The sequence below is a fragment of the Streptomyces sp. NBC_01003 genome (assembly GCF_045162695.1).
Lineage (GTDB): Bacteria > Actinomycetota > Actinomycetes > Streptomycetales > Streptomycetaceae > Streptomyces.
The window spans coordinates 9,148,660-9,166,324 of record NZ_CP108707.1; the positions used below are offsets into that span (position 1 = coordinate 9,148,660).

Below are 17,665 nucleotides of genomic sequence, written 5' to 3' on the forward strand. Positions count from 1 at the left end.
ACCCTCTATCGTGGAGGACATGTCCGCCCCTGAACTGATCCGCATCGTCTCCCGCGACTCGCCCATGGCGCTGGCCCAGGTGGAGCGCGTACGCGCCGAACTGGCTGCCCTGCACCCGGGAATCCGCACCTCGGTCGTCCCCGTCAAGACGACCGGCGACAAGTGGATGGGCGACCTGTCCCTGGTCGAGGGGAAGGGGGCGTTCACCAAGGAGGTCGACGCCGCGCTGCTCGCCGGTGAGGCCGACCTCGCGGTGCACTGCGTCAAGGACGTGCCCGCCGACCGGCCCCTGCCCGCGGGAACGGTGTTCGCCGCGTTCCTCAAGCGGGACGACATCCGGGACGCCCTCATCCATCCGGACGGCCTGACGCTCGACCAACTCCCGTCCGGCACGCGGATCGGCACCTCGTCCGTGCGCCGCATCGCCCAGCTCTCCGCCGCGTACCCGCACCTCGAGTGCGTGCCGATGCGAGGCAACGCGAACCGGCGCCTGGAGAAGCTCGCGGCGGGCGACGCCGACGCGCTCCTCCTGGCCGCCGCCGGCCTCGAACGCATCGGGCGTACGGACGTGATCACGGAGGTCCTGTCGCCCGAGGTCATGTGCCCGCCGATCGGCGCAGGGATCCTGGCTCTTCAGTGCCGTGAGGGCGACACCGACCTGATCGACGCGATCTCCGGGCTCGGTGACCCCGACGCCCACCGTGAGGCGAGTGCGGAGCGCATGTTCCTCCACGTCCTCCAGGGGCACTGCAACAGCCCGATCGCCGGGTTCGCCAGGGCGGAGCGCAGCGGTGATCTGTCGCTGCGGGCCTGCGTGTTCACCCCGGACGGGAAGACCGTGCTCAACGCTCACGAGTGGGCGGGCCCGCTCGACCCCGCGACCCTGGGTACCTCGGTCGCCGTGGCCCTGCTGCGGCAGGGAGCGCGTGAGCTGATCGACTCGATCTCGCACTGAACGGCCGGCCCGTCACTGCGCGGCGAGCCACTCGCCGTACCACGCGAGGGTGCGGTCCAGGGCCTCGCCGAGCGGTGTGGGGCGCACACCGAAGGCCGCTTCGAAGGCGGAGGAGTCGACGATCTGCGGCTCGGTGTGCTGGTAGAACATCTCGGCGTACTCGTCCATGAAGACCTCGTCGAAGGGGCCGAAGGGGCGGGCCTCGTCGAGGATCGTCGCGCTGAGCGGGCGCCCGACGCGCGCCTCGATCAGGCGGTGGATCTCGCGGGTGCTGACCGCCGGCGCGGTCGGCAGGTGCCATACGCGCCCGTCGCCGTCCGGCCGCTCGCCGAGCGTCGCGAGCCCCGATGCCACATCTCCGATGTACGTGTAGCTGTGCGGCAGGTCGAGGTCTCCGAGGCCGAGAACCTCGCCGCTGGTCAGCGCGCCCGGGAAGACGGTGGCGCCGAGCGAGGAGTTGATGACGCCCGGGCCCACGAAGTCCGCCGAGCGGCCGAGCGCCACCCTGACCCGGCCCTCCCGGTGGGCCGCGAGGTACTCCCCGTCGAGCTCGGCCCGCATCCGGCCCTTGCGTGACGTCGCGTTCCACGGGGTGCTCTCGGTCATCACCTCGCCCTTGGTCTCCCCGTACGGGTAGAGCGTGTCGAGGACGACGAGCCGCGCGCCCGTCTCCTGTACGGCGCCCAGGATCGCCTCCGTGATGCGGGGCATCACCTCGACCTGGAGGTGATAGCCGACGTTGACGCAGTGGTGGACGACGTCGGCTCCCGCGACGGCGCCCCGCGCGCCTTCGAGGGTGCTCACGTCGGCTGCGAACCGCTCCACCCCGGCGAGGGCGGGGCCGTCACCCTTGCGGTCGACGAGCCGCACGGCGTGGCCGCGGCGAGCCAGCTCCTGGGCGAGTGCGGTGCCTGCGGGGCCCGAGCCGAGAACGGTGTGGGATCCGTGTGCGGTGGCAGTCATGATGCTTTCCTCTCAGCGGGTGATTGTGTATCGCTTCAGTTAGAGACTGTAACTGAAGTGATAGGGTGTGGCAATGCCCTGAGTGGCCTGCCGTCGTTATGCACCGGAACTGTCGTTAGGCTGAGTCACGCAGTTGATTCGTCCAGCCGTCAGCCGTTCAGAGGAGCAGCCACCGTGGCCGAGACCGCCCGGACCCCGAGGGCCCGCTACCGCGAGCAGACGCGCGCGGAGATCAAGGACATCGCCCTCGCGCAGCTCGCCGAAGGTGGCACTGCGGCCGTGGCCCTGACCCGGATCGCCAAGCAGGTCGGCCTGTCGGGCCCGGCCCTGTACCGCTACTTCGACAGCCGGGACGCGCTCCTGACCGAGCTGATCCGCGACGCGTACGCCGACCTCGCCGCCGCTGTCACCACGGTCGCCGAGACCTGGCCGGCGAAGGTGCCCACGGCCCGCGCCCGGCTGCACGGGCTCGCGGGCGCCTGCCGCTCCTGGGCGACCGAGCAGCCGCACCGCTACCTGCTGATCCAGGGCACGCCCCTGCCCGGGTACACCGCCCCGGCCGACACGCTGGACAGCGCCCGCGCCGTACTCGGCCCGTTCCTCACCGCGTTCGAAGGGGCGCGCGCCTCGGAGGCGGCTCAGTCGCTCGTCGCGGAGATGACGGCATGGGCCGGCCGGGACGCCCCGGTCGCCGAGTGGGTGCAGCAGCATGCCGGCGAGTCCACGCACGGCGAGGAGGCGGGCACCGCCCTCGCCGGGGCGGTGCTCGCCTGGTCCCACCTTCATGGAGCGATCAGCCTTGAGGTGTCCGGTCAGTTCACCGGGATGGGCCACGGCGGCGGCACACTGCTCGCGGCCCAGATCGACATGCTGGCCGACGCGTTCGGCCTCGCCTGACGGTCAGGCGGTCTCGGCGGCCGCGTACCGCCAGAAGTCGCGCATCAGCGCGGGATGGGTGGGGCCGGTCATTTCCACCTGCGTGAGCAGGATGCTGACCGCGCCCGTGGACGGGACGAGATACGCCGCCGTTCCGGTGCCGCCGACCCAGCCGTAGCGGCCCATGACGTTCCACGGATTGTTGGGCGCCACGTCGACCGAGCCGCCGAAGCCCCAGCCCTGCCCCTCCGTGAACAGGCCGCTGGCCTCGCGCTGAGCAGCCGTCAGATGATCCGTCGTCATCTGCCGCACCGCGTCGGCCGACAGGAGACGCCGGCTGCCCGCGACCCCTTCCGCGAGCAGCATCCTGGCGAAGGCGTACCAGTCGTCGACGGTCGAGACGAGCCCGCCCGCGCCGGACGGAAACTCGGGCAGGCTGCTCCACTGCCCGTCGGGAGCGTCCGCCGGTTCGAGGCCGCCCTCCGGGCGCGGGCGGTAGGACGTGGTGAACCGGTCGAGCTTGCCGGCCGGCACCTCGAATCCGGTGTCGGTCATCCCGAGCGGCTCGAAGACGCGCTCAGCCAGGAAGTCCGGCAGCGCGCTACCCGTCACCCGGGAGATCAGCACTCCCTGGATGTCGGAGCACGTGTTGTACAGCCACGCCTCACCCGGCTGGTCGAGCAGCGGGATACGGGCGAGGTGCGCCATCCACTCGTCGGGCGGCGGGACGAGCTGAGGGGAGAGGCCGTTCTTCTGGAGCCCGAACAGCGACTGGACCGCCGGCAGCGAGAAGTCGGACGGGTAGCCCCACCCCGCGCGGAACGTCAGGAGATCGGCCACCGTGATCGGCCGGGCCGCGGGGACCACGTCGTCGACCGGAGCGTCCGGCGTGCGGACCACGACCGGTTTCGCGATCTCGGGAAGCCACTGGTCGACCGGGTCGTCCAGCGCGATCCGCCCCTCGTCGACCAGCATCATCACGGCCGCGGCGACCACGGGCTTGGTGATCGAGGCGATGCGGAAGATCGAATCCCGGGCCATCGGAGTACTGCCCCCGAGGGCGGCCGAACCGGCGGTCTCCACCTCGACCCGGTCACCACGGGCCACCAGCGCCACCGCCCCCGGCAGCGAACCGTCGCGGACGTGCGGCGCGAGAATGCCCTGCAAGCTGGTCATGGATCCACCTTCTCGAGTGTGGGGTCGAAGGGGAGACTCCCCACGCGGCGCGGATTCATCGGCCGGGGCGCCGCCGACCTACCCGAAAGGCGGCGGGGAGGAGGCCGGATGTCCCCAGAGGCGACAGCGACGAGGCCCTGGCGGTTCGTGTCCGGTTCGGCACGGTCAGCCTCCTCGCCGACTTCGTCCACGAGGGCGCCCGCTCGGTCACCGGCCCCCTCCTCGCCCCGCTCGGCGCATCCGCGGCCGTCGTCGGCGCCGTGACGGGAGGGGTGCTGATCGTCCTGCCGGCCTCTCGGCGGCGGTGCCCGCGCTCGCGTTCACCGGCTCCCTCGCCCCGGTCGTGCTCGGCGCTCCGGTGTGGTGCGGCGACCGGTGTGCGGGAGTCCACCCTGCGCGCGGTCGTGGCCGATCTCGTCGCGCCGGGCCGCAGGGCGACTGCGTACGGCGTCTTCGCCGCGGTCGTGGGGGTGGCGGCGTTCGCCGGAGGGGCGCTCACGGGGGACGCTCTACGACATCTCCGTCCCTGCGCTGATCGCCGTGGTGGGCGCGATCAAGGTCGCGGCCGTACTCCTGCCGGCCGTCGCCGGCGTCAGGCTCCGCCGGGCGTGACCGCCCCGCCAACACGTCGACGGTGTTGGCCAGTTGGGGCCGAACGCCCGTCGCGGACCCCCGATCCGCGACGCGCGAGGTCCTGATTCGGCCGCACGTCTCGGCGGGCGGAGGGAGTTGCGCATAGGCTTCGCGCCATGCTGCGCCTCGTCGATGCCTGCTCGGGCCTTCCTGTCGCTCCGGTGATGCACCGGAGCGTGGTGCGCATCGGCGTGCCCGTGGCCCTCCCCGAGGGCGGCGAGGCGCTTTCCGACGTACGGGCGATGCTCGTCGCCGACGTCCTGACCCGAGTACTGGAGCTGTCCGGAACCATCGCGTACACAGGGCTGATCTGCCCGGAAGGGGCCGACGAACGGCGCACGGCGCTCCAGGCGCGGGCCGCCGAGCTCGGCATGCACCCGGCCGCCGCGCACGGGGACGAGCGGGGTGTGGAGGGCGAGCTGGGGGGTCCGTTCGCCGTCCGTGTGGGACCGAATGAGGACGCGCCGGACGAGGCGAGCGGGGACGTCATCCGGCTCGCCGTCGGCGACGCCCACGCCGCCGACGGTGTCGCGGACCGAGCCGACGACCCGTTGGCCCTGCGGCTCGCGCTCCTGACCGAGCCGCGCACGGAGCCCTTGCGCCTCGCACCCGCGTCGGTGTCCGCCGCCCATCACACGCTTCTGCGGTGGCGGCACGCGGTGGCCACCTGGGCGGACAGCCCGTCCCGGCCCATGCCCGGACCCGCCCGCGACAGCATTCGCGACTGCCTGGAGGACGACCTCGACCTGCCCGGGGTGCTGAGCACGCTGCACCGCCTGGAGCACTCCGGGGACGCCCCGGCCGGAGCGCTCTTCGAGACCTTCGCGTATGTGGACCGGGTACTCGGCCTGGACCTCGTACGCGACGTCGGCAGAGCGCCCGCACCTCCCCGGCCGCTGGCCTGAGGCCTTTCGCCGGGGCGGCGCACGATGGGCGTTCACATGTTTTTCGCGCCCGCCTTGATGGCCTCGCGGATGCGCGTGTACGTGCCGCAGCGGCAGATGTTGCGGATCTCGTCGAGGTCCGCGTCGGTGATGTCGCGGCCGGCCTCCGCCGCGCGCCGGACCTTGGCGACCGCCGTCATGATCTGGCCCGGCTGGCAGTATCCGCACTGCGCGACATCGAGGTCGAGCCAGGCCTCCTGCATCGGGTGGAGGTCCTGGCCCACCGTGGCGGGCAGACCCTCGATGGTGGTGACCTCGTCCTCGGGCCCGATCTTCGACACCGGCACCGAACACGGGTTGAACGCCTTGCCGTTGATGTGCGACGTACAGGCCTGGCACACGCCGAGGCCGCAGCCGTACTTGGGTCCCGTGACGCCGAGCAGGTCGCGCAGAACCCACAGCAGCCGTACGTCGTCCTCGGCCTCGACCGTGATCTGCTCGCCGTTGAGCTTGAAGGTGTGACTGGGCATGGCGGGGCTCCTCAGAAGGCGCGGTCGAGACCGTCGGTGGGGGACTGGGGTGTGGACGGTTCGAGGGGCAGCGGGTCGAAGGAGAGGGTGGCGTGGTTGATCGGGAAGCTCGTCGGCAGGGTGCCCGTGGCGCGCGCGTAGGCGCAGGCGATGGCGGCGAACGCGGGCGCGACACCCAGCTCGCCCGCCCCTGAGGGCTTGTCGCCGGTGGACGGCATGACGATGACCCGCAGTTCGGGCGGGGTGTTCCACTGCCGCGTGTAGAAGTAGTGGTCCCAGCTGCCCTCCAGCGGGATGCCGTCCTTGATGTGCAGGCTGGAGGTGAGGGCCATCGCGAGCGCGTCGTTCATCCCGCCCATCATCTGGGCTTCCAGACCACGGGGGTTGATGGCGAATCCGGCGTCGACGACCATCAGGGCGCGGGTCACGCGCGGGCCGGTGACACCGTCCTTGACCTCGCGGTTCACCGTCTCGGGCCGGCAGTCGATCTCGACGAGCGAGGCGACCGCGCCGCGGTACTCCGTGTGCAGGGCGATCCCCTGTGCGACACCTGCGGGCAGCGACCTGCCCCACTCCCCGGCCTCGGCCGCCTTGTCGAGGACGGCGCGCAGCCGCTTCTCCTTGAGGAACTCGCGGCGGAAGGCGACGGGGTCCTTGCCCATTTTCGCGGCCAGTCGGTCGACGACGAGCTCGCGCGCGCACGCCACGTTGGGCGAGTAGATGTTGCGCATGCTGCCGGTGTTGAACTTCAGCGGCACCTCGTTGAGGAGCTGCGTGGTGACACCGAAGTTGTACGGCGTGGACTGGGTCAGCTGGAAGATGGTCTCGGCGAACGTGAGGTTGCCGGCCACGGGCAGCTTCGCCGCCGTCGACGTGATCATCTCTCCGAGCCCGTGCCCGAAGTCGGTCTGCGAACTGGTGTGGCGCTGCTCGTAGCTGACGACGTTGCCGAGCGCGTAGGTGGCGCGCACCCGCGAGACGCACATCGGATGGGTCCTGCCCTGCCGGAAGTTGTCGGTCCGTGACCACGACAGCTTGACCGGCTTGCCCATCTTCTGCGAGATCTCCGCGGCCTCGGCGGCCACGTCATGGAAGAGATGCCGCCCGAACGAACCGCCGCCCTCCACCACATGCACCGTGACAGCCGTCTGCGGCAGCCCGAGCCGGTCGGCGATGTCGCGCTGCGCCACGATCGGAACCTTGAGGCTCGCCCAGATCTCGGCGCGGCCGGGGCGCACGTCGGCGATCGCGTTGTCCGGCTCCAGCGGGCTGTTGCTGGCGAACGCGAAGGTGAACTCGGCGTCGATCTTCTTGGTGAGGAGCGGCGGGACGACCATGGGCAGCGCCGCGGCCCTGAGCTTGGCGAGGACGGTGTCGTCCGACTCCTTGTCCACCGTGCCGGGGCCCCAGGTCACGTCGAGCGCCCGCAGCGCGTCGATGCACTGGCCGAAGGTCTCGCCGCGAACCGCGACGCCGTGCTCGACGGTGGCGACATCGGTGATGCCCGGCATGTTCCTGACGGCGTCGGCGTTCGCGACGGACACCACCGTGCCGTTGACCGTGGGCGGCCTGCGCACCATCGTCGGCTTGGCGTCGGGCACGTGGAGGTCCATGCCGAACTTCTTGGCGCCGGTCACGATGTCGCGTGCGTCGATACGGTTCTGCGGCGTGCCCAGGATCGTGAAGTCGGACGTGGACTTGAGGTGGGCGGAGGCGGTGACGGTGCGCGCGGTGGCGGCGGCCTCGGCGAGCGAGCCGTACGTGGCGCTCTTCGCGGTGCCGTGCGTGATCACGCCTTCCTGCGTGGTCAGTTCGGACTCCGGTACATCCCATTGCTGTGCGGCCGTGGCGACGAGTCGCTGCCTGGCGACGGCCGCGGCGGAGCGGACGGGGAGGTAGATGCTGCGCATCGAGTTGGAGCCGCCGGTCAGCTGGTTCATCAGGAGTTCCGGGCGTGCGTCGGCCAGGGACACCCGTACCTTCGCCAGCGGGAGGTCCATCTCCTCGGCGATCATCATGGCGACCGCCGTGGTCATGCCCTGGCCCACCTCGGCGCGCGGGACCGCGAACGACGCCGTCCCGTCGGAGTGCACCTGGACGGAGATGAGACCGGACGTGGGCGCCGCCGCCAGGGTCTGCATGTCACCGAGGTCGAAGAGCTCCTCAGGCTGCGGCACGGAAGGCACCGCGGCTTCTGCGGACTCACCGCCCACGGCGTCCAGGCCGATGCGCGCACCGACCGCCAGCGTCGGCGCGGCGAGCAGATACGCGAGCACCCGCCGCCGTCCGGGGCCATCGGGTTGTGCGGGTTCACGTGGCGAACGGCTCTGTTCTGCCATGGGGTGCCTCCCGGCGCACGGATTGAGTTGATCAACCGGGGAGCCTAGGGCGCGGGAGGCGGACGGTGTATACGGTGCGGGGAAGCTCCACATGACTGCCACACACTCGCGTATGCGGGGGCAGTCGAGGATCACGGCTCGCGGCTGCGAGAGGGGCGGGGCCCCGAGACCCGCCCCGCCCGGCCGGTTCAGCCCAGCGGCACGTCGAGCCGGGCCTTGCGGTGGCTGAACGTCGCGATGGAGTGCGGGCCGTGATAGTTGCCGAGACCGCTCTCGCCGACTCCGCCGAACGGCAGCTCGGGGATGCGGAGATGGGCCATCGGCAGCCCGAATCCGATGCCGCCGGAGGACGTCTCGTCTGCGAGGCGGCGCCGGGTGTCCTCGCTCTCGGTGAAGCCGTAGAGCGCGAGCGGCTTGTCGCGGTCGTTGATGAACTCGATGGCTTCGTCGAGCCCGGCGACCTCGACGATGGGCAGGACGGGGCCGAAGATCTCCTCCCGCATGACCGGCTCGTCGGGCTTCACGCCGGTGAGGACGGTCGGCGCGATGTAGGTGTCGTCGCGGTCGGTCTGCCCGCCGAAGGCCGTCGTCCCGGAGCCGAGCAGCGCGGACACCCGGTCGAAGTGCCGCTCGTTGACGATGCGCCCGTACGCGTCCGAGGCCTGCGGGTCGGTGCCGAACATCGCCTCGACCGCCTTGGCGAGCGCGTCGGCGAGTGCGGGGGCGGTCTCCGGGTCGGTCAGCACATAGTCGGGGGCGACACACGTCTGCCCGGCGTTGCGGAACTTGGCGCCCGCGAGGCGCTCGGCGACGCGGTTCAGATTGACGTCGCGGTCCACGAACACCGGGGACTTCCCGCCCAGTTCGAGGGTGACCGGGGTCAGGTGCTCGGCGGCGGCCCGCATGACGATGCGGCCGACCGTGCCGTTGCCGGTGTAGAAGATGTGGTCCCAGCGCTGGGTGAGCAGCTCGGTGGTCTCGGGGATGCCGCCCTCGACGACGGCGACGGCCTCCTTGTCGAGGTACTCGGGCACCAGGCGGGCGATGAGCGCGGAGGTCGCCGGGGTGACCTCGCTCGGCTTGAGTACGACGGTGTTGCCGGCTGCGAGCGCGCCGACGAGCGGCACCAGCAGCAGCTGCACCGGGTAGTTCCAGGGCGCGATGATCAGGACGGTGCCGAGCGGGTCGTACTGCGTTCCGGCCGCCGATCCGTCGGGCAGCCCCGCGAGGGCGCCGGATGCCACCGGCCGGGGGCGCAGCCACTCGTCGAGATGGTTCAGGGTGTGGTCGATCTCCCGTACGGGGAAGTCGATTTCGGTGGCGAAGGCGTCGGCGCGCGGCTTGTGCAGATCGGCGTGCAGGGCGTCCGCGATGTCGCCCCGGTGCTCCGTGAACAGGGAGCGCAGCCGGGTGAGCTGCTCCTTGCGCCAGGCGAGCGGCTTGGTGCGGCCACTGGCGAAGGTGGCGCGGAGGCGGGCAACAAGGTCTTCGATGTCGGTCACGAGGGGTCTCCTGCGAGGGGGTGCCCGGCGGGTGTCGAGCGGGAAGTCAGGGGTGGGGGGAAGAGCGCGGCGGTGGCCTGGAGTGGGCACAGTGTGGCCGGTCAGGCGGGATGCGTCGCGGATCCGGGCGGCGCCCCGCCGGGCGTTGTCACCCGCGAGGTGCATAGGGATATGGGGCTGCCGAGGAGCCCTGCGAGCAGCGCGTCCGTGGCCGGGGTGAACAACTGCCGTGCGTCGGACACCGACTCCAGGCCGACCACCAGGGCGACGCAGATGTCGGCGGCCTCGGCGGGTTCCACGGCGGCGGGGGTGCCCGCCTCCGTGAACAGCTCGGTCAGCAGCCGGCGCAGATCCGCAGTGAACGTGTGGCAGATGTCGCCGAACAGCCGGGCCTTCGCGTCGAGGAGCTCGGCGGAGTGCGGCGAGTCCCCGGCGAGGCGCAGGACCAGGTCGAGCTTGGCGGCCAGGACACCCCGGACGCGCTCGGCGAGGGGAGAATCCTCGGCTGCCGCCCGCCGGGCCCGCTCCAGCGCCTGCGCGTGCTGACGCTCGGCGAGCCGGCGGAAGGCGTCGTCCTTGTTCCGTACGTACTGGTAGACCGCGGACCGGGACACGCCCATGGTGGAGGCGATGTCGTCCATCGTGGTGCGCCGCACGCCGTACCTGGTCAGGCAGTCGTAGGCGGCGTCGAGGACCTCGTCGAGCCGGTCGGCGCCCATCGTCAGGCCAGCTTCTTGAGCAGCTCGGCCGCGAGCGGCGCGGCGGAGGACGGGTTCTGGCCCGTGACCAGGTTGCGGTCGACGACCGTCTTCGGGGCCCACGGCTCGCCCTCCTGGAAGTCCACGCCCGCGTTGACGAGGCGGTCCTGGAGCAGCCACTTCGCCTGGTCGGCGAAGCCGGCCTGGGTCTCCTCGGCGTTGGTGAAGGCGGTCACCTTGTACCCGGCGAAGGCGTTGGAGCCGTCGCCCTTGATCGCGGCGAGCATGGCGGCCGGGGCGTGGCAGACGATGCCGAGCGGCTTGCCCGTCTCCAGGGCGAGGGTGAGGAGCCTGCCCGAGTCGGCGTCGGCGGAGAGGTCCTCCATGGGCCCGTGGCCGCCGGGGTAGAACACCGCCGCGTAGTCGTCGAGGTTCACGCCCTCCAGCTTGACCGGGTGCTGGAGTTCGCTGAAGGAGGCGAGGGCCGCGGTCACCTGGTCCGCGCCTTCCTGGCCGCCGTTGAACTCGGGCGCGAGGGAGCTCTGTCCACGGTCGGGACGACGCCGCCGGGGGTGGCCACGACGACGTCGTGGCCCGCGGACTTGAAGGCTTCGTACGGGGCGACGGCCTCCTCCGCCCAGAAGCCGGTCGGGTGCAGCGTGCCGTCGGCCAGCGTCCAGTGGGTGGCGCCGGTGACTACGAAAAGGATCTTCGACATGGTGAGTGCTCCGAGGGTGCGGGCCCGTTGGCCCGGAGTGGGTTCGGATCGCGGAAAGTCTGACGCTTTGTGCTCAGATCGTCAGTGTGGCGACGGCACCGACCGTAGGACGGGTCTCCCATAGGAATCCAATAGGGTGGTCAATATGAGAAATAGGGATTCGAATGGGTCTCCGGGAATAGGCCGGACGGCGCACACGGGTCCGCTGGACCTGAATCTGCTGCGCACCTTCCTCGCGGTGTACCGGTCGGGTTCCTTCACCGCGGCCGCCCGACTGCTCGGTCTGTCACAGCCGACCGTCACCACGCAGATCCGCTCGCTGGAGCGGCAGCTGGACCGCGAGCTGTTCGAGCGGCTGCTGCGCGGCGTCGCTCCCGCCCCCTTCGCCGACGAGCTCGCGTCCCGGGTGGTCGACCCGCTCGACGCCCTGTCGGCCGTCGCCGGACAGGGCGGACCCGGCACCGACACTGCGGCCGAGCCCGTCCACCTCGCGGGACCGGCCGAGATGCTGTGCCACTGCGTCCTGCCGGCGCTGGCACCACTGGTCGAGAAGGGGGTGCGGCTACGCGTCAGCACCGGGCTGACCGACCCGCTCCTCGAGGAGCTGCGCACCGGACGGCACGACCTCGTCATCGCCACCGCCCGCCCCCGCGGCCGCAATCTGATGTCGGTGCCGCTCGCCGACGAGGAGTTCGTCCTGGTCGCCGCGCCCGCCTGGGCGGACCGTGTCGGCGGCCCGGACCGGATCGCCGCCGACGGACCCGGCATACTGCACACCGTCCCGCTCATCACGTACGCGGAGGAACTCCCGATCGTCCGCCGGTACTGGCATCACGTCTTCGGCAGGCGCCTGACCTGCAAGGCCGCCGTCACCGTGCCCGACCTGCGCGGGGTCGTGTCCGCCGTGGCGGCCGGCGCCGGGTTCAGCGTGCTGCCCCGCTACCTGTGCCGCGAACTGCTCGCGGCGGGTGAGCTCGTCCTCCTCCACGACCCGGAGGACCCGCCCTTCAACACCGGTTACGTCGTCCAGCGCCCCGGAACGCCGGACAACCCGCACATCGCCCTCGTCCGCGACCAGCTCCTGGAGGCCGGCCGGGGCTGGTAGCCCCGGCCGGCCTCACAGCGGCGGCGCGGCTACGCGCCCGCGGCCTCCTGCCGGATCCGCTCGAACTGCGCTCCCATGGCCTCGGAGAGAGCCTCGGCGCCGGACAGCGGGCGCACCATGACCGTGAAGTCGTCGATGAGCCCGTTCTCGTCGAGGTGGATGAAGTCGCAGCCGTTGACCTCGCGGTCGCCGACGCGGGTGACGAAGACCAGGGCGTGGTCGCGTCCGTCGGCGCTGCTGATCTCCCGTACGTAGCGGAAGTCCTCGAAGACCCGCATGACGCCCCGGAGGATCGCGGCGGTCATCGCCTTGCCGGGGTACGGGTGGAAGGCGACCGGGCTGGTGAACACGACGTTCTCGGCGAGGAGCGCCTCGACGGCGTCGGGGTCGTTCGCCTCCACGGCCTTGCGGAATGCCTTCATGCGCGCGCTCCATAGTCAATTTGTTGAATAGGTGCGACCGAGATTAATCGTGCCGGTGTTAGCGTGTCCAGATGTCTCTGAAGCACGCGGTCCTTGCGGCTCTCCTGGAGGGCGAGGCGTCCGGGTACGACCTGGCCAAGGTGTTCGACGTGGCGGTGGCCAATTTCTGGTCCGCGACCCCGCAGCAGCTCTACCGCGAACTGGAGCGCCTCGCCGGGGACGGCCTGGTCGAGGCGCGGGTCGTGCCGCAGGAACGCAGGCCGAACAAGCGGATGTTCACGCTCACCGACGAGGGACGTGCCGCCCTGGACGACTTCGCGGTCGCCCCGCCGAGGCCCACCGCCATCCGCGACGAACTCATGGTCAAGATCCAGGCCTCGGACGGCGCGGACCCGGACGCCGTACGCGCGCTCGTCGAGGAGCGCATGGGGTGGGCGCGCGGCAAGCTGGCCCGCTACGAACGCCTCAGGGAGCGGCTCCTCGACGGGCGCGACGAGGACACGTACCTGCGCGACGCCGAACGCATCGGCCCGTACCTGACGTTGATGCGCGGCCGCGCCTTCGAGGAGGAGAACCTCCGTTGGGGCGAGCGCGTCCTGGACATCCTGGCGCGTCGGACGTCACGCGCCGGACGATCCTGAACTCCCTTACCGAGGTGAGTGGTTACCTCAGGCGCATGTAGGTGTGTGCCGGATCGGCGGGCGCGGTGCGCGGGTTGCCGTCGACCACCACGTCGGCCCGCTCCCGGGTCCCGTCCTGGGCGAAGTGCTCGTCCTCCGCGGCCATCCACGTACGCCACTGCGGCAGCGCGTCCTCACCGTCACGGGCCAGGCCCCTGCGCAGACGCACCGTCCGACCCGTCTCGACCCACACGGCACAGGCGAGACGGTCGGCGACGGCCCGGCGCGCTGTCGACACACCTTCGAGGACGAGGGCGTGGCCGACGGGGACGTCGTGCCACTCGGCGAGTTCGCGCCGCACCCAGTCGTAGCGCTGGAACCGGCCGGCCACCCCGCTCCCCAACGGCTGGAGCACCTGATCCTCGAGGCGGGGCCACCAGCCCAACGGGTCGTCCCACGAGGCGAAGTCGTCCGTGTGTACGATCCGCGCGCCGCCGAGTGCCCCGGCCAGGCGCTCGGCGAACGTGCTCTTGCCCGCCCCCGACGGGCCGTCCACGGCGACGAGCCTGACCGGTCCGCACCGTGGTGGCGCCGCCCGGATGCGGGTCGCCAGTGCCGTGTACGTCTCAGGGGTGGGTTCCATGAGGGCGCACGATAGTGGTGGTTGTGCGGTGCCGGGACCGAATATCTCAGGCGTTCGCCGGAGCGTCCTTCTTGTCGGTGTCCTCAGTGGTGGCCGCCGCGGCCGGACGGGCGGTGTAGAACACGGACTTGTTCTGCTTGGTGCGCTCGGCCTGACCGCGGGCGACGAGGGATTCGAGGGTGTTGCGCACGACCGTGCCGCCGGCCTTGCGCTCCGGGTGGGTCTCGGCGAGCGTCGTGGTGACCTCGGCGGCCGAACGCGGCTCGGTGCTCGTGGTGATGAGGTTCAGGACGATTTCCCGCAGGGTGGGGGTGCCGGGTGTGCGGGGCTGCGTGACGGTGGGTGCCTTCTTCGCGGTTTCCTTCTTGCCGGCCGCCTTCTTCGCGCGCGGCTGGGATGCCGCGCTCTCACCCTTCGGCTTGCGCGCCTTGGGGAGTTCGACGGGAGGCGCCGTCGTCGGCGCGACCGGTGCCTCCTCGGCCACCGCCGCCGTGCCTTGACCTGAGAGTGCCTCGCGCATCCCCACCAGCAGGGTGCGGTCGTGGTCCAGCGTCTGGAGCTGCTCCTGAAGTGCGGCCAACTCGGCGGCGACGCGATCCTGTTCCTTGGCGTTGCGCTCGATGTCGGCCTCCACCTGGGCGGAGTACTGGGACTTGAGCGTGTTGCTGTCCGACATGACTGCCCGCTTCCTGTTGCTGTGGGGCTGTGTGTTGGTGCCGAAGGGTACTCACACCACACACACTTGTGCACGGTTCTTCGGTGCATTGCCCCTGCGCAGTGTTGGTGGGATGGCACTGTGTACGGCCGTGCGCGCCGCTTCGGGCGGTGTCCGACGCGGATGTGTAGAACACCTCTGCGTGGGATGCCGGTCGGGTGCATCGAGTGGACGTGGCGCCCGAGCGGGCCGTCAGCGGTGACATTTGTACCGGCCGGGCGACGACATCTCGCTCTGCCGCGTGCCACCCGCCCCCGGACATGCTGAGGTCGGCCGCCGAAGTGGCGGCGACGGGACCGATGGAGGTCATGGTGGCATCGCGAGTGGGAGAACACCCTGTGCCGGACAGCGGCACGTACGAGATCGATCCGGCGGCGTCGAGCGTGAACTTCCGTATGCGCACGGTCTTCGGGCTGTTCCCGGTGCGGGGCAGCTTCCGGATCACGCGGGGACGGATCGATGTGACCGGACCTGTGGCGAAGTCCACGGTGGACGTGAGGATCGGAGCGGACACGTTCGAGTCGGGTTTGGCGCGCCGCGACGACCACGTACGGTCGGCCGACTACCTCGATGTGGCCACCCATCCCGAGTTCGCGTTCCGCGGCGAAGGCGTCGAGGTGGGCACCGACGTGACAGTTCTGACCGGGCAGTTGACCGTCGTCGGTGTCAGCCGGCCGGTCGACGTCACCGTGGAGAGCGTGGCCGTCGAGGGCCGCAGGCTGACGGTCGTGGGGTCGGCCGTCGTCGACCGGTACGCGTTCGGTGTGACCACCGCGAGGGGCCTGACCGGCCGCCGGCTGACCGTGCGCCTGGACGTCAGGGCGACGCGTTGACCTGCCGCGACACCGGGTGGGGGGTCACGGAGTGTCGGCGCTGGACGGCCTGGGTGTGTGCGGCATCCCGTTGAGCAGCACCCGCAGGCCCCAGCCCAGGCGGGCCTGCCCCGGCCCGGACAGCAGTTCGTCGCCCAGCGCGGCGAGGCGCGGGTGGCTCGTGGCGGACACGTCGTGCAGCGCGGTGGTGAGGGCGTTCCAGTCGCCCTGGGCGTCCTCGTCCCGGTCGCGGGTGGACTGCTCGGCCGCGGTCGAGGTGGCGTACTGCAGAAGGGCGTCCACGCCCCACGCGGCCTGCGCGTCCGGGACACCACCCTCGGCGAGCAGCGCGAGAAGGGCTTCGAGCAGGTCGAGGTAGTGCTCGCCCGAGGGCATCGCCACGAGTGCCGACCGGGCGAGGCTCGGATGCTCGAACAGCACGGCGGTGTACGAGGACAGGATCCGCACCAGACGATCCTGCCAGTCGCCTACGGCGGTGGCGGGGGAGAGGTCGACCTCGCCGAGCAACTCGTCCAGGATGGCCGCGTGCAGCTCGGCGGTGTTGCGCACGTACACGTAGAGCGAGGCCGGGCCCGTGTCGAGCTCCTGCGCAAGGCGGCGCATGGTGACGCGCTTGAGGCCTTCGTCGCGCATGATCGTGACCGCGGTCGCGACGATGCCGTCCCGGGTCAGGGCGGGCTTGGCCGGGCGCTCTCGGCGGCTGCGGGGTGCTGCGGGCTGGGGGGACACGTGCTCACCGTAACGAGCCGGGTTCGTGACGAACAAGTTCGTCACGAACCTGTTCCCACGCTCTCTGCCTTCTCTCCCGAGGCGTCCGCCTCCTCGCGGAACGACGCGAACATGTCGAGCAGGCCCTGCGGCGCGTCGGGGCTGAAGATGACGTCCAGGTTGTCGGCGGAACCGGCTGCGGCGTGCTCGCTGCGGGGGAAGAGCGCCTCCTCGTAGACGGCGAGCGCCTTCTCGGTCTCGCCCGGGTGCGCCAGGATCGCGGCGGCCAGCTCGGCGCCGTCGAGCATCGCCAGGTTCGCGCCCTCGCCGGCGAACGGCGACATCAGGTGGGCGGCGTCGCCCAGCAGGGTCACCCCCGGGACCCGGTCCCACCGGTGTCCGACGGGCAGGGCGTGGATGGGCCGCGGGACGAGCGCGCCGTCGGCGTCGCCGATGAGTCCGCGCAAGGCCTCGTCCCAGCCGTCGAAGGAAGTGAGGATACGGGCCTTGGCCGCCTCGGTGTCGGCGAAGTCGATGCCGCTGGTGGTGAACCGGTCGGCGGGCGCCCGCAGCGCGCAGTAGACGTGGATCCGGCCGTCGCTCTCCCGGTGGGCGAGGAAGCCCTTCTCGTCCCCGAGGGCGAACAGCGCTCCGCCGCCGACGACAGCGGCACTCTCCGGGTGAAGGGTGTCCGCGTCGTCGAGGTACGCCTCGACGAACGAGATGCCGGAGTAGGCGGGGCGGGCGTCGGAGAGCAGCGGGCGGACCTTGGACCAGGCGCCGTCGGCGCCGACGAGCAGGTCGGTGGTGAACGTCTCGCCGGACGCGAGCGTCACCTCGTGGCGGCCCCCGGTCAGCGGGCGGGCGCCGGTGACCTTGGCGCCCCAGCGGATGGTGCCCTCGGGCAGTGAGGCGAGGAGCATGTCGCGCAGATCGTGGCGGTTGACCTCCGGCCGGCCGTCGGTGCCGCCGCCGTCGGACTCCTCCATGCGTACGGCTCCGTGCCGGTCCAGGATCCGCATGGACTCGCCGCCCGCGTGGATGGCGGCGACGAACTCCTTGTGGAGACCCGCGGCGCGCAGCGCGGCCTGGCCGGACTCCACGTGCATGTCGAGCATGCCGCCCTGGGGACGGGCGGCGGCCGAGGCCTCCAGGTCGTAGACGGCCGCTTCGACGCCGCCGAGGTGCAGAACGCGCGCGAGGACGAGGCCGCCGAGACCTCCGCCGACGATCGCGATGGGGTGGTGGGTGGTGGTCATGGCGTGCTCCTTCAGGTGGACGGCGCCCGCCGTTCCGGGAGCCGCTCCACGACGATAACGAACATGTTCGTGGCGAACAAGTTCCC

General features: G+C 71.4%; 17 protein-coding genes and 1 pseudogene. 6 read left to right on the top strand and 12 right to left on the bottom strand.

Annotated elements, in window-relative coordinates:
- Positions 1–19: 19 nt before the first annotated feature.
- The gene (gene hemC, locus OG698_RS42015; protein WP_406109436.1) at positions 20–955 is read left to right on the top strand and encodes a hydroxymethylbilane synthase; all 936 of its coding nucleotides are present in this window, start codon (positions 20–22) and stop codon (positions 953–955) included.
- Between the two features lie 12 nt (positions 956–967).
- Here hemC and OG698_RS42020 read toward each other — a convergent pair whose 3' ends face one another.
- The gene (locus OG698_RS42020; protein WP_406109437.1) at positions 968–1,918 is read right to left on the bottom strand and encodes an NAD-dependent epimerase/dehydratase family protein; all 951 of its coding nucleotides are present in this window, start codon (positions 1,916–1,918) and stop codon (positions 968–970) included.
- A gap of 174 nt (positions 1,919–2,092) precedes the next feature.
- Here OG698_RS42020 and OG698_RS42025 point away from each other — a divergent pair, with 174 nt between their 5' ends.
- Entirely contained in the window at positions 2,093–2,815 is a 723-nt protein-coding gene (locus tag OG698_RS42025; protein ID WP_406109438.1) for a TetR/AcrR family transcriptional regulator, read from the top strand.
- Between the two features lie 3 nt (positions 2,816–2,818).
- Here the strand turns inward: OG698_RS42025 and OG698_RS42030 are convergent, their stop codons facing one another.
- Positions 2,819–3,970, bottom strand: a complete 1,152-nt coding sequence (locus OG698_RS42030) for a serine hydrolase domain-containing protein (RefSeq protein ID WP_406109439.1) — start codon at positions 3,968–3,970, stop codon at positions 2,819–2,821.
- 749 nt (positions 3,971–4,719) lie between these two features.
- On the opposite strand from OG698_RS42030, the gene OG698_RS42035 reads away from it, so the two are divergent.
- Positions 4,720–5,508, top strand: coding sequence for a hypothetical protein (locus tag OG698_RS42035; RefSeq protein ID WP_406109440.1), 789 nt, complete (start codon positions 4,720–4,722; stop codon positions 5,506–5,508).
- A 32-nt stretch (positions 5,509–5,540) separates the two neighbouring features.
- On the opposite strand, the gene OG698_RS42040 is transcribed toward OG698_RS42035, so the two are convergent.
- From OG698_RS42040 to OG698_RS42060, 5 genes and pseudogenes are all read right to left on the bottom strand, one after another.
- The gene (locus OG698_RS42040) at positions 5,541–6,017 is read right to left on the bottom strand and encodes a (2Fe-2S)-binding protein (RefSeq protein ID WP_406109441.1); all 477 of its coding nucleotides are present in this window, start codon (positions 6,015–6,017) and stop codon (positions 5,541–5,543) included.
- Positions 6,018–6,028: 11 nt separating this feature from the next.
- Positions 6,029–8,356 carry a molybdopterin cofactor-binding domain-containing protein gene (locus OG698_RS42045; RefSeq protein ID WP_406109442.1) on the bottom strand — a complete coding sequence of 776 codons (2,328 nt, stop codon included), beginning with the start codon at positions 8,354–8,356 and terminating at the stop codon, positions 6,029–6,031.
- Between the two features lie 188 nt (positions 8,357–8,544).
- On the bottom strand, positions 8,545–9,858 hold the full coding sequence (locus OG698_RS42050; protein WP_406109443.1) for an aldehyde dehydrogenase family protein: 1,314 nt from the start codon (positions 9,856–9,858) through the stop codon (positions 8,545–8,547).
- Positions 9,859–9,959: 101 nt separating this feature from the next.
- Positions 9,960–10,577, bottom strand: coding sequence for a TetR/AcrR family transcriptional regulator (locus OG698_RS42055; RefSeq protein ID WP_406109444.1), 618 nt, complete (start codon positions 10,575–10,577; stop codon positions 9,960–9,962).
- Positions 10,578–10,579: 2 nt separating this feature from the next.
- Positions 10,580–11,274, bottom strand: a pseudogene (locus OG698_RS42060) (type 1 glutamine amidotransferase domain-containing protein).
- Positions 11,275–11,419: 145 nt separating this feature from the next.
- On the opposite strand from OG698_RS42060, the gene OG698_RS42065 reads away from it, so the two are divergent.
- Positions 11,420–12,379, top strand: a complete 960-nt coding sequence (locus tag OG698_RS42065) for a LysR family transcriptional regulator (RefSeq protein WP_406109445.1) — start codon at positions 11,420–11,422, stop codon at positions 12,377–12,379.
- Between the two features lie 29 nt (positions 12,380–12,408).
- On the opposite strand, the gene OG698_RS42070 is transcribed toward OG698_RS42065, so the two are convergent.
- Positions 12,409–12,801 carry a nuclear transport factor 2 family protein gene (locus tag OG698_RS42070; RefSeq protein WP_406109446.1) on the bottom strand — a complete coding sequence of 131 codons (393 nt, stop codon included), beginning with the start codon at positions 12,799–12,801 and terminating at the stop codon, positions 12,409–12,411.
- Between the two features lie 71 nt (positions 12,802–12,872).
- Here OG698_RS42070 and OG698_RS42075 point away from each other — a divergent pair, with 71 nt between their 5' ends.
- Positions 12,873–13,442, top strand: coding sequence for a PadR family transcriptional regulator (locus OG698_RS42075; RefSeq protein WP_406109447.1), 570 nt, complete (start codon positions 12,873–12,875; stop codon positions 13,440–13,442).
- A gap of 22 nt (positions 13,443–13,464) precedes the next feature.
- On the opposite strand, the gene OG698_RS42080 is transcribed toward OG698_RS42075, so the two are convergent.
- On the bottom strand, positions 13,465–14,064 hold the full coding sequence (locus OG698_RS42080) for a uridine kinase (protein WP_406109448.1): 600 nt from the start codon (positions 14,062–14,064) through the stop codon (positions 13,465–13,467).
- Between the two features lie 46 nt (positions 14,065–14,110).
- Positions 14,111–14,740 carry a hypothetical protein gene (locus OG698_RS42085; protein ID WP_406109449.1) on the bottom strand — a complete coding sequence of 210 codons (630 nt, stop codon included), beginning with the start codon at positions 14,738–14,740 and terminating at the stop codon, positions 14,111–14,113.
- 347 nt (positions 14,741–15,087) lie between these two features.
- Between OG698_RS42085 and OG698_RS42090 the strand changes: the two genes are divergently transcribed.
- On the top strand, positions 15,088–15,612 hold the full coding sequence (locus OG698_RS42090) for a YceI family protein (protein WP_406109450.1): 525 nt from the start codon (positions 15,088–15,090) through the stop codon (positions 15,610–15,612).
- Between the two features lie 24 nt (positions 15,613–15,636).
- Here the strand turns inward: OG698_RS42090 and OG698_RS42095 are convergent, their stop codons facing one another.
- Both OG698_RS42095 and OG698_RS42100 read right to left on the bottom strand, forming a co-directional pair.
- The gene (locus tag OG698_RS42095) at positions 15,637–16,341 is read right to left on the bottom strand and encodes a TetR/AcrR family transcriptional regulator (RefSeq protein WP_406109451.1); all 705 of its coding nucleotides are present in this window, start codon (positions 16,339–16,341) and stop codon (positions 15,637–15,639) included.
- Positions 16,342–16,382: 41 nt separating this feature from the next.
- Complete coding sequence (locus OG698_RS42100) at positions 16,383–17,579, bottom strand: FAD-dependent oxidoreductase (protein ID WP_406109452.1); 1,197 nt, start codon at positions 17,577–17,579, stop codon at positions 16,383–16,385.
- Positions 17,580–17,665 lie beyond the last annotated feature (86 nt).